This window comes from Hominilimicola sp. (genome assembly GCF_046972485.1).
GTDB classification, from domain to species: Bacteria; Bacillota; Clostridia; order UBA1381; family UBA1381; genus Hominilimicola; species Hominilimicola fabiformis.
In genome coordinates, this window is sequence record NZ_JBKVWU010000060.1 from 1 (window position 1) to 12,718 (window position 12,718).

Annotated in this window: 9 protein-coding genes and 2 pseudogenes; 6 read left to right on the forward strand and 5 right to left on the reverse strand. The window is 35.5% G+C overall.

From position 1 onward, the window contains the following. From ACLTU0_RS07425 to ACLTU0_RS07435, 3 genes and pseudogenes are all read right to left on the reverse strand, one after another. A pseudogene (locus ACLTU0_RS07425) lies at positions 1–269 on the reverse strand (hypothetical protein); the annotation flags it as partial. 9 nt (positions 270–278) lie between these two features. Then, positions 279–887 carry a protein adenylyltransferase Fic gene (fic, locus tag ACLTU0_RS07430; RefSeq protein ID WP_308456464.1) on the reverse strand — a complete coding sequence of 203 codons (609 nt, stop codon included), beginning with the start codon at positions 885–887 and terminating at the stop codon, positions 279–281. A gap of 117 nt (positions 888–1,004) precedes the next feature. Continuing rightward, positions 1,005–3,446, reverse strand: a complete 2,442-nt coding sequence (locus ACLTU0_RS07435; protein WP_412321857.1) for a hypothetical protein — start codon at positions 3,444–3,446, stop codon at positions 1,005–1,007. A 330-nt stretch (positions 3,447–3,776) separates the two neighbouring features. On the opposite strand from ACLTU0_RS07435, the gene ACLTU0_RS07440 reads away from it, so the two are divergent. The 5 genes from ACLTU0_RS07440 to ACLTU0_RS07460 all read left to right on the forward strand — a co-directional run bounded on the left by ACLTU0_RS07440 (position 3,777) and on the right by ACLTU0_RS07460 (position 8,694). Further along, entirely contained in the window at positions 3,777–5,444 is a 1,668-nt protein-coding gene (locus ACLTU0_RS07440) for a hypothetical protein (RefSeq protein ID WP_412321859.1), read from the forward strand. Beyond that, positions 5,441–6,238 carry a hypothetical protein gene (locus ACLTU0_RS07445; RefSeq protein ID WP_412321861.1) on the forward strand — a complete coding sequence of 266 codons (798 nt, stop codon included), beginning with the start codon at positions 5,441–5,443 and terminating at the stop codon, positions 6,236–6,238. The genes ACLTU0_RS07440 and ACLTU0_RS07445 overlap by 4 nt, the downstream gene beginning before the upstream one ends. Positions 6,239–6,306: 68 nt before the next feature. Next, positions 6,307–6,963 carry a hypothetical protein gene (locus ACLTU0_RS07450; protein ID WP_117968756.1) on the forward strand — a complete coding sequence of 219 codons (657 nt, stop codon included), beginning with the start codon at positions 6,307–6,309 and terminating at the stop codon, positions 6,961–6,963. Between the two features lie 47 nt (positions 6,964–7,010). After that, positions 7,011–7,142, forward strand: a complete 132-nt coding sequence (locus ACLTU0_RS07455; protein ID WP_022230532.1) for a hypothetical protein — start codon at positions 7,011–7,013, stop codon at positions 7,140–7,142. A gap of 31 nt (positions 7,143–7,173) precedes the next feature. Continuing rightward, positions 7,174–8,694, forward strand: a complete 1,521-nt coding sequence (locus tag ACLTU0_RS07460; protein ID WP_412321862.1) for a recombinase family protein — start codon at positions 7,174–7,176, stop codon at positions 8,692–8,694. A 42-nt stretch (positions 8,695–8,736) separates the two neighbouring features. Here ACLTU0_RS07460 and ACLTU0_RS07465 read toward each other — a convergent pair whose 3' ends face one another. Then, complete coding sequence (locus ACLTU0_RS07465; RefSeq protein ID WP_412321864.1) at positions 8,737–11,214, reverse strand: excinuclease ABC subunit UvrA; 2,478 nt, start codon at positions 11,212–11,214, stop codon at positions 8,737–8,739. A 191-nt stretch (positions 11,215–11,405) separates the two neighbouring features. Here ACLTU0_RS07465 and ACLTU0_RS07470 point away from each other — a divergent pair, with 191 nt between their 5' ends. Beyond that, positions 11,406–12,443: a hypothetical protein gene (locus ACLTU0_RS07470; protein WP_022230529.1), complete on the forward strand. Its 1,038-nt coding sequence runs from the start codon at positions 11,406–11,408 to the stop codon at positions 12,441–12,443. A 36-nt stretch (positions 12,444–12,479) separates the two neighbouring features. On the opposite strand, the pseudogene ACLTU0_RS07475 reads toward ACLTU0_RS07470, so the two are convergent. Beyond that, positions 12,480–12,631, reverse strand: a pseudogene (locus tag ACLTU0_RS07475) (IS3 family transposase); the annotation flags it as partial. Between the last annotated feature and the right edge of the window lie 87 nt (positions 12,632–12,718).

Below are 12,718 nucleotides of genomic sequence, written 5' to 3' on the forward strand. Positions count from 1 at the left end.
GCTTTAACCTTGTCTAAATCTATTGATTTAAGTTTTTGAGCAATGTCCTTATGATTGACTATAAAATGTTCGCAAAGGTCATCTAACGGGATAGATGCAGAATTACCCATTGTTGTTCTTGACAACCCTAAAAATCCTTCTTGAAATGCAACATTGTGATCGTAACACGGTGATACAGACTTAAATTCAAATTTTTCACTATCGTACAGAAGTCCATAATTATCATCATGCAAATCAGAGTTTGCAATAATATAATTAAATATATCCATACTCTGCACCTACTTTAAATCTTCCGTTTTAAAAGTTGTGTAACCCTCATAATAATAACTCGTGTCAATGCCTTTCATATATACTTCACGGTCATTGATTTTGTTTGTCAAAGCATTTTTGAGAACATATTTAATCTCAATATCACGAATAGGACTACGCTCCATCGCAAGCAGGTAATCTTCCTTGTCAACCTTGCTCCAGTCAACAACTTTTCCGATTTCTTTTTTCAAAATCAAATCCAACCAAATACGAGTTGCCCTGCCGTTACCCTCACGGAATGGATGAGCGATGTTCATTTCAACATATTTTTCGATAATTTCATCAAATGAGGATTGAGGCATTTTATCAATATTCTCAAGTGCCGAACACAAATACATCAACGGAGCAAAGCGAAAATTCCCCTTTGCAATATTTACTTCTCTGATTTTTCCCGCAAAGTCGTAAATATCTTCAAATAAATATTTATGAATAGCACAAAGGGTTTCAGACGTACCGGGTGTCAATGTATCAAGAATACCTGTTTCAAACAGTTTCAGTGCCTTTTGCTTGCTTATTTTTTCTTCTGTTCGTGCAAGTTCAGCAGAATCTGTTATGCCCAATCTATTTTCAAGTGCCATTTTCGCCCCTCCGTATTCTGAACAATTCAACTGATGATTTCAATTATATATTTTATTATATCACATATCTTGCCACATTCCAATGATATTTGTGCAAAAAAACTATTTCACTAACTCTTATATCAATTCCTCTTGTCTTCTTTCATTTTTCAACGAAGAGAAATATTTTTCAAAATATTCATTACGCACTTTGGTTATTGCAATTTTATTTTCTATGGCATAATTATAGACGCTATTCCAAATACCATACAGATGTTCGGAAAGCTTATTTATATCATCTTCTTTTTTACATTCCTCAACAACATTTCTGCTCCAAGCAATAATATCTTCTTTTTCGCAAATCTGTTCCAAATATTCAGACATTTCTTTCATTATATTTTCGAAAAATTCACCCAAGCAAATACACTCGTTTATCCATTCAGTATTTACATCCTTGAACTTCTCTAACCACTTATCGCTATTGTATTTTATAAATACATCCTTCACTCTTACGGATAATCTCATATTTTTATCTATGTCTTTATATCTAAACGTTTCTGATAACATAGCTTCTATATAATTATTCTCTATATTCATCATGCCGTAACTATTTTGATGAAATATATCTTTTATTTCATCAGCAAGTACATCTAATTCCAGTGCTTGTTCCTCTTCTGTTTCTTCATCTTTATAGGAAGATTCCGCTATTTGTTCTTCTTTCATTTCTCCATATTTTAGAAGAAGTCCTACTTTTTTCTTTATATTTTTTTCATATTTACAAGAATATTCCAGTGTATGTCCACCTTCATAAGAAAATTCCGAAGTCTGTTCATCTTCTTCATCTTCATAGGAATCATAAATGTCACAAAAACACTCTCGATAATTCTTTATATAATAAAATACCCATTTATCAACGTTTATCTCAGTTTCAAGATACATACGTTTCAAATACGTCCCCAAAAATACAGGATATGTACTGTAATTTGTTACATTAACTATATACTTATATTTGTCCTTCACATTATCGTAGTGGCGTATATTTTTAATCCTATTTTTCAAATTCTTATCTTCATCCATCTTAATACTAATCATCGAATCCAATATAAAGTTGATAGGTTGAAATATTCTTTCAAATTCATATCCGCCAATACTATTGATCATGTTGTTATAGCCATTGTTGTTACTGAACTGAGAACATTTATCGGTCAACATATTATCAACAAACAATCGTAATCCGCTTATTAGTTCCCCTTTGCCACCGTCAACTTTGGTTGCTGCTGTACGCTCCGTTTTCGGTACCTTGCATTTTATACCGTAATTATTTGCTTCTTTCGTTAATATACTGAATATAGATAATATATCAAGCATGATCTTTTCAGACTCATCTTCATCCTCATCTTCCCAAAAGAATTCGGGATCTATAAAGTTTTCCTCATTTTTATAGTTATAATTTTCCCCATAGTAAACGTTTCGAACGATTTTACTAAAAGCATTTTTCATATCATCAATAATAATCTTCGCACAGTTTATGTATTTCGTTTCGCAATGATTTTTCTCATATACCCAAACAGCAATATCCTTGATTAGTTCATCAACAAAATCCGAAAATTTATTATTTATTATTAAGAATTTCATATACGGAAGTCTGTTGAATGAAATATTGCATTTTTTATTTGGTTGAAAAAAATTTTTAATAATATATTTACGCATCTGTTGTTCTATATCTTTTTGTGGATTTTCAACATGTATATTTTTTTTATTATTCATATTTTCTTCACCTGTACCCCATGCTCCATACATGTCTTTATTTATTATGAACATAATGTCTTTTAAATCTTCAATTCGAACGCTGTCTTCTTTTTTTGTAAATCTTCCAAATAACCATCCTTGTTCACCAATGTAAAAACAAAATATAATGTTTAGAAAATATAGAAGTATTATTGAAAATATTGTATATCTGTCTTTAAATTTATATTTCTTTATATATCCGCCCTTTATATGTTCCTTACGATAATACTTACCTAAATAATTATCATCTATGCCTTCTATTATCCCTTCAAAGTATTGTTTCATATCATTTATGGGATTATATTCTGTGTCGTTCAATGTTTCAGTGGAATTATCTTCATCGTTTTCATTTAGCATCTTATCCCACACGCCATCAATCGCTTCAAATTTAGTTATAAATACTATAATCGAATTATTTTCTTTAATCGACTCTTCAGATATATCTGTTCTAGGTTCTTTATCCAACTTAAATTCAACAACATTTTCCACCAAATAATTAAACAAAGTTTCCCCCTTAGTTCTCCACTTTGATATTGGCTTTTCTTTTTCTATCGCATATAAATAATCTCCAATATATTTATATGGTATATTCGAAGTTGCACACATATAGCCAAATAAATATTTTCCCAATCGGGTTAAACTTATTGCGTGTTGTTTGTCAAACAACTCTTTTTTAAACAATCCTTCTTCATTCGTTATATTCCATCTCAGTAGATAACGAAATCTACGTTCATATTTCATACGCAGTTTGTTTTCTTCATTCGTATCCTGCTCACAAAATTTCTTCCACATCACAATCCACCTTTTTTGCCAATTAATTTTTCAAATTACAATATCCTCATTCATTCCAAACTTATTTTATAAAATTATATCATTTTGGCACAGATTATGCAATATTTTTTTCTAAAACATTTTTATATTGCGTATTTTATTATTTATTTACAGATTATTTAAGTATATTATTATATATATCAGCTGATCGCTTGAAAGATTAATCTAAAAAGCAGTAACTTGCGAAGTGCTTGCGAAATCTTTTAGGCCTCATTTCGCAGGCAAAAATAGCGTAATCATGCGCCGAACGAGAAAAACAAATAAAAATCAACTTATATAGGAGGAAATATAATGGACTCATCCAATTATTCACAAACTTACAACATCCAGGATATTATAGACAAAATTGAAGAAGAAACTAATTTGACCGTTCCTTCAGCTGTGATAATACCATTGAAACAACACAGAACCGTCAACCTTAATGCAAATGATACATTTGAAATTGATGTAAAGCTGATGGCAAGAAAGAGAATATTTAAAAAAATTTCAATTCAGCCGGCCGAAATTGAAAATCCTAATCTTGTTTACAAGTTTGGTACAAAAGGTGTAAGTCGCCTATCAGAAGATGAATGGGACATTTGCAAGAAAATTTACCATAAGCTATCGGAGAATATTGACGAGGAATGTGTTTACGGTTTTGTTGGTGAATTTGATAACAAATACATTTTTGGTGATAACATCATCTCGCCAACTTCAACAAACACTATTAAAAATGTATTTTTTAGAAGTCCTTGTACAATCGAACATGCGAGTGCAAACTTCTTTTTTGAAAAGTATCTTCCATGCTTCAAAAGTCAGACAGAGGGTCTCATCTTTTTGTTTACCCTGCTTTTAAGCACTTGTATATCACGATTGGGTAACTTAGGCACTGATCGACCGTCATTTATTTTGGCTGTTATAGGTCGCACAGGTAGCTATAAAACTTCTACGGTTCAAGCTACACTCAATCCATATAATAATGAAAATTTTAGTGTTTGTTCTTTTGAAGACACAGTTGCCAGTATTGTAGCAACCTTAAAACAGTCGCGTGATATGATCACAATTGTTGATGATTTTTATACAAATACTGACAGAGAAATAACTGCCAAGCTTGAAAAAATTATACGCCTTAACGGTGACAAATCATCAGTTGCTAAGAAAATGAGCGGTAAAAAAATCGTATCCGAATCATCTGATACAATCACGGTTGTCACCGGTGAACAGATTCCAAAAGTGCGATTTTCGTCGATCCCGCGTATGTTCATTATCGACTTCCAAGAGGCAGTCAATTTGCAGGCATTAACGGAGTTACAGGCCTCACAAGCTGAGTTCAGAGGTGCATTGGCTGATTTTATTCAATACACATTAGATATTGACTTTTGTATTAAATTGAGGCAAAAATTCTTGGATCATCGAGATAGCATTTCCCATCACGCAGCTCCGAAATGGCACCCGCGTTATACATCAATGTGTTGTTGGTTTTTGGCAATTTACGATATGTTTTGCGAATATTGCACTGCAAAAAATATATTTTTCGCCAACATCAGTGATTTTCCATCAAACATTCGTCACTACATCGCCGAGCAAAGCAAGCGTTATCTTGAAAACGACAGCATCTTCATATTTTTCAAGACACTTGAATCATTACGTGTCGAAAACAAGTTACATACAATAAATACATCAAAAATCACCAATGACACACCAAAAACAGATATTTTATACGATGATAACTATGTTTGGATTGAAAGCGTTAATGTTTTTGCTAAAATCAAACTTGCATGCCAAAATGAAGGCATTTCGTTTGATTTATCTCGGCAAGAACTTTACCAAAAATTAGAAAGTGAAAAATTACTTATAACAAAGGATAATCGTCGTTCATACGAATATCGAAAAGGACAATTTAGGCAATCCGTTATATGTTTGCCAAGAAATAATATCAACCGCTATTTTGCTGATGATAAGGAGGACATCAAACTATGAGTACTGAAAGCGAAAATCTATACACAAAGAATGATCAACTAATGGCACAAATTTATGATAACCTTTCGGGAGAAAATAAATCAGAAGAAGCAATTTCGCTTCTTCTAAATCCTAACCATATCTCACCAACAGAACAGGTAAAAATTCTTGGACTATTAGGTGAAAAAGATGAAAGATTTCATTCTTTGCTCATCAAAACAGTATTAAATAATATTAATATTTTAGACAATAACGAATCGTTTAAAATAATTAATAATCATTTTATACAACTGGTAAATCAAGCCTATTTACTTAATGATAACGCAATAATGAAGATTTGTCAAGATTTATTTTATCTTATAAGTCAAGGTGTCGCTGCATTTTATCCATACATTTGGATACTGCTAAAAAACCATGGTCATATCACAACATACACCGACAAGAAATTAAGAACCATCAACCATTATGCAGTCGTTTTCAGTTTCGATGGGTACAATGCTAAATCCATCCGAGAAATACTCAAAAGCAACTGTATATTATGCTCAGAACAAGCACTCAGTGCATTTAAAACAGTAAAAACAAAGAAAGAACAAGCATATTCACAATGTGCAAAAGCATTGCTATATATCATGATTCAAGCTTTTAAGAAACAACAGCCGGACTATGATAAATTTGACGAATACTTATCGGATGTTCCAAATAAGTATCGCGAAGAACTTCGTTGCGATTCATTATCAAGAAATTCCGAAAGGCTGTATGCTAATTTGTATAGTTTCTTTGAGAGTGGCGATCACAAACAAGTTTATGGCTTGTAATTGCTGAAGCCGATATGTAACTGCCCTTGTTTCATTTATGTATTATTTTCATAGAGGAGGAAAACACAATGCAGAAAAGTATTTTATATTTAGACAAAAAACAAGGGCAGACATATCATGCCATATTCAAAAATAATCATGGGAGGCGGTTATACATACAACTACAAATTAATAATAATGAAATTTTCATTTCAGATTGTTTTTACACCGACAGACATGCAAGGAACGGACATAATGCCGTTCCCTGCAAATTTCATACTTCACACTGTACTTGTGATAGTTTAATTGATGTATTCAAAAATGAGCTTGACAAAACATTTTTCGGAATTGAATTTTCCGATACCGAAAACAAGTTGTCAACAGAAGAATATATCAAATTAAAAACACAAGTCAAAACAAAATATAAATTTTTAATTCTTGTAAACGATAATAATACATATAAAACAAGACTAAAAAATCGTATTCACAGGTCGATTTTGCTTGAAATCGTTCGCAGTGGAAACAAAGGAACAATTACCGATTGTCACTACAGCGACAAAACATACAAGCGAAACAACGCATACATAACACCGTCAGGACTGACAAGTATTACTTTTGATTTTAGTCTTTACAACATATTAAAAATAGTCAATTCTGAGCTTAATTGTGATTTTACCGATGTTATCATCACGCAGGACAGTTTTGGCTTTAACGATTCTCCCCTACCGATTTGCGGGAGTATTTAGACAAACCATACACAGCATAAAATAAACTAAAAACGGAGGTAATCATAATGTCGGAATACACGGATATAAGAAACAATACATATCAAATACATCAGCGTTCGCTTGTGAATACTTCTCAAGCGGAGCAACAAAAGCAAGAAATTATAGAAGAATTGTATCGTATCTTTGATAAGAAATAATTTTATTAAAATCTGAAAGGAGGAAGCAAAGATGGCGATTGCGTTATACGCAAGAAAATCAATAGAACGTGAAAACAGTATTTCATGCGAAACACAGATAGAATACTGCAAATCAGTAATCAAGCCTGATGAACGCAGTGAGAAAACCATTGAATTTATCGACAACGGATATTCGGGCGGCAATGTTGACCGTGACGGTTTTCAAAAAATGATGCGTCAAATTGAACGTGGCAAAATAAGCAAAGTTATTGTGTACCGTCTTGACCGTATCAGCAGAAGTCTTTCGGATTTTGTGGGTATTTTGGAAACACTCAAAAAACATAATGTTCAGTTTGTTTCCTCTCAAGAATCCTTCGACACGTCAAGTCCGTACGGTGAAATGATCGTAAAAATACTTATGGTATTCGCCGAATTTGAACGCAAAAGTATAATTGAACGCGTCAAACACGCATATGCTTACAGAAGTGAAATGGGACTGTATATGGGCGGTCGCCGTCCGTACGGTTTTAATTTAAAAGATACTGTTGTAAACAACGTCAAAACAAAAATGTTTGAGCCTGTTACAAACGAAATTGAGCAGATAAAATATATTTTTGAAAATTATTCAGTACCGAATGTAACACTGCGGCGGCTTATGGATACTTTGATTGACAACAACATTTCAGCCACCACAGGCAGTTGGTCCACAGCAAAACTGTCAAACATCATAAAAAATCCAATCTACGTAAAGGCTGATAACGCCATATACGAATACTACTCAAAACGCAATGCCAACATCATGAGCGACATCAATCAATTTGACGGCTTGCACGGAATACAAACCTACGGCAAATCAAAGCATACTGCGGATGATATGTCGGATATTAAAATAGTGGTTATGCCGCATGATGGTATTATAAATTCTGACCTATGGCTAAAATGTCAGAAGAAAATTGAGAAAAATAAAAAGCTCGGCAATTCCGTCAACAACTCTACAAGTTGGCTCGGCGGTAAAATTGCTTGTAAGCAATGCGGCAGAACAATGACCGTAACAAAAGGCGGTAAGAAAAAAGACGGCACACAAACACGTTATTTCAGTTGTACAGGCAAGTCGCATAATCGCATATGTAACGGTCCTAAAGTGACGCTGTATGCCGACAGTTTGGAAGATATGGTATATAACCTTATCGCCGAAAAACTCCAGTCACTGAAAGGCTCTCGCAAAAAGATTTCAACCGATAATTCAAACAAGATTAATCTGCTGAAAAATCAGCTTAGCGAAATTAAACAGTCACAAGAAAAGATTGTTAATATGCTGCTGGACGACAGTTTTAAATCGGATATGAAATCACTTCTGAACGAAAAAGCAAAAAAGTTATCCGAAGAAAGTAAGGCGATTACAGAAAAAATCGAAGACCTTGAAAGTGAAGAAAACGAGATAATCAGTGTTATAAACCTGTCGCAAAAGTGGAAAAGTGCAAACACAGACGAACGCAAAGCCGTTTGCAATGTGCTTATACATAAAATATTCATATGTGAGGACGGCACCTGTGAAGTAGTATGGAATATATAATAAAAAGCACCTATTTTCGATTATGAAAATAGGTACTTGATTTTACAAATATCTGCCTGTAATACTTTTTTTATTCAATTTTATTTCCTGCGGTGTTCCGCTTGCAATGATTTTACCGCCATTTTCACCGCCTCCGGGTCCCATATCTATAACATAATCGGCATTGCGAATTACGTCAAGGTCGTGTTCAATGACAATTACGGTTGCACCGTTATCCAAAAGTGCCTGAAAAACTTTGAGCAATACCTGTACATCTAACGGATGCAGACCGATTGACGGCTCATCAAATATGAAAACAGAATCACTCTGTATCTTTCCAATCTCACTTGCCAGTTTCAAACGTTGTGCTTCACCGCCGGATAGGCTCGGTGTTTCCTCGCCCAATGTCAGATAACCAAGTCCCAACTGTTTTAGTGTGTTCAGCTTTTGGCTGACGGTTTTTATATCCTTGCAAAATTCAACAGCTGTGTTTACATCCATATCCATAAGTTCGGGTAGAGAAGCACTTTCACCCGCTTTATTTGTAAGCTTCACATCATAAGCAATTCTTGAGTAACGTGAGCCATGACAATCAGGACATTGAATATTTACATCCGGAAGAAATTGCACGTCAAGACTGACAACACCTGTACCGTCACAACCCGAACAACGTAAAGAGCCTGTATTGTACGAAAAATCCCTTGCCTTATAGCCTTTATTTTTTGCGTCCTCGGACTTTGCGTAAAGTTTTCGCAATTCATCGTGAACACCTGCATAGGTAGCCACCGTAGAACGAACATTAATTCCGATAGGTGTTGCGTCAATCAGCTTGATACGTCGTATACCCTCGGCGGTAACATCTCTGATATGCTCCGGTAACGCATGACCGTTTATGGTTGCATCAAGTGCGGGAATAAGGCTTTCCAGCACCAAAGTCGTCTTGCCCGAACCCGACACTCCTGTTACAACGGTAAGTCTGCCTTTGGGAATGTCAACTTCCAACGGCTTGACCGTATGTATTTGAGATGTGTACAAATGAATATTTCCGTTTACGAACATTTCTTCCTTTGCGGCACATGACCTTAGTTTTGTTTCGGCTTTACCGGATATAAAAGGTCCTATTTGAGAAGCGGGGTTTGCTTCCACATCTGCGATTGTACCTTGTGCAATCACATGACCGCCATTTGTCCCCGCTTCCGGTCCCATTTCCACAATCCAGTCTGCCTCTTTCAAAATCTGCGTGTCATGGTCTACCAAAATAACCGAATTGCCATCCGATACAAGATCGTGCATAACACCTGTGAGTCCGACAATATTAGACGGGTGCAAACCGATTGACGGCTCATCCAACACATAGAGAACACCTGTGGTGCGGTTACGCACGGCACGGGCAAGCTGCATACGCTGACGTTCGCCTGTCGAAAGTGTAGCTGCCGAACGGTCAAGAGTCAGATAGCCAAGACCTAAATCAATTAACCTCTTCGCCATACTTTCAAAAGTTTCACAGATACTTTCAGCCATAGGTTTCATCTCATCAGGCAGACTTGTCGGAACATCACGCACCCAATCCACAAGTTCGGAAAGTGTCATAGTGCAAACTTCATCAAGCGATATTCCCCTTAGTTTCGGTGCACGAGCGGCGACAGAAAGACGTGTTCCGTGACATTCGGGACAAATATCCTCTTTCAAAAATTTTTCTACTCGCTTCATGCCTTTTTCGTCTTTGACTTTTGCAAGAGCATTCTCCACCGTGTAAACGGCATTAAAATATGTAAAATCCAACTCGCCTGCATTTTCTGTATTTTTGGATTTGTAAAAAAGGTGTTTTTTTACCGCCGGACCGTGATAGACAATATCTTTTTCCTGTTCCGTCAAGTCACGAAACGGTACATCTGTACGCACCCCCATCTCACGGCAAACATCCGTCATTAATGACCACATCAAGCTGTTCCACGGAGCAACTGCACCATCATCAATCGTAAGAGAGTCATCAGGCACAAGTGATGCCATATCAACGGTGTGAACAATTCCTGTACCGCCACATTTTTGACAAGCACCTTGCGAATTGAATGCCAACTCCTCTGCCGACGGTGCATAAAAGTGAACGCCACATTCCGAGCAGACTAATTCCTTCCCTGCGGCAACCGCCAGTGACGGTTTTAAGTAATGTCCGTTTGGGCAACGGTGGTTTGATAAACGTGAATACATAAGTCGCAGACTGTTTAGCAACTCCGTTCCCGTTCCAAATGTACTGCGTATTCCTGGTATACCGGGACGCTGATGTAATGCAAGTGCGGCGGGTACATAAAGCACCTCATCTACACTTGCTTTCGATGCCTGTGTCATTCGGCGGCGAGTGTAAGTAGACAGCGCTTCCAAATAGCGCCGAGAACCCTCTGCATATAATACACCCATTGCAAGAGAGGACTTACCCGAACCCGACACTCCTGCAATACCTACAATTTTCCCCAACGGAATATCTACATCTATATTTTTAAGATTGTGGACTTTTGCTCCACGAATAAGTATTTTTTCTATCATTGGTTTTACTCCTAAATATCTTTTCCAAAAACACACTGAAAAAAGCATATCACAAGCATATCTATTTTGTCAATATTCTGCCAAAAATCGGAAAGAAGAAAACAAAGTCAGCAAATGGGATATATAGGTATTTTTATATATTGCGTTTGCGTTGTCGATATGCTATAATATTTTCAAAAGAGGTGAGATTCATGGACTTTTTAATAATGAATAGAGATACCGTTGTGGCAGAATGGATAGATAACAAATTAAATCTGATTAAGCCGTCACTTGCTCCAATGTATTTGAAACTTACAAGCAATGTTCCGAAGTGGCTTGAAACAAGAGCTATCGACTCACACAGAGCAAATTCAAGACTTCTTAAAAAGGCTTTGCGTCTTACCGAACGTGACGATATAGGCTCTGTTTTATCGGTAAATGCAGTCACCATTACGGATAATTATTGGATAAAACCGATTAACAGTGACCTTTGCTATGCCGATGTTCGTTTTGACAACGACTATTTTGCCACACTTGCTTTAACCGGCAGTTACGACAGTTTTAATCGAGCGGCGCATAGCAAAAGTACAAAAACTCCCGAACTTACCAATATAGGTAGCTTTGAAAAGTGTTGGAAACTGATTAACGGCGAATGGTGGATGTACAAAAAGGCTAATCACGATGAAATGTTTTCAGAATTTTTCATATATCAACTCGGAATGGAATTAGGCTTTAATATGGCTAAATACAAACGTGGCAATGGTGTTATTAAAACAAAGGATTTTACCGATAATGCCATGGTTAATTTTGAGCCTGCATTTAATTTTATGAATGACTGCGAGGACTATATACAAACTCTTGAGACATTAAAAGACCTTTGCCCTAATTGCATAGGCGATTATGTGAAAATGTTGTTTCTTGATACACTCTGTGCAAATCCTGATAGGCATACATTTAATTTTGGTATTCTGCGTGATATTGATACAGGTGATGTTTTGGGTTTAGCACCGAATTTTGATAATAATATGGCACTTATATCAAGAGGTTATCCTAAAAATATTAAGAGAAAAAATGATATATTGGTAAGTTTATTTAATGAACTGCTTGAATTTGATAACAGATTGAAAAAATATATTCCGCCTCTGACAGAAGAAATTATTTTAAAAGTTATAAAATCAGTCGGGATGCGTGTCAGAAGTAAGGAAATAACTGAATTTATTATGAACGGATATAATCAGATAGAGCAATAAATAGAAGTACGGACATATTTGATTATCAGCATAAAATAGTACAAGGCTATGTCTGTACTCTACCGGGCTCATATATCCGAGAGATTTTTATTCGTTTTGTGTTAATAGCTGTTAAGCTCATTTATGAAATCTTCCATCGTGACGCCTATCCATGAGCGTCCATAAAACATTTCATTTTTTAATCTGCCTTGAATTGTCAAGTCAAATGCAACGATATATTAAAATAAACTTCAAAAGGCGATTTCCAGTTCAAGCATTTGCGTGGACGCTGATTT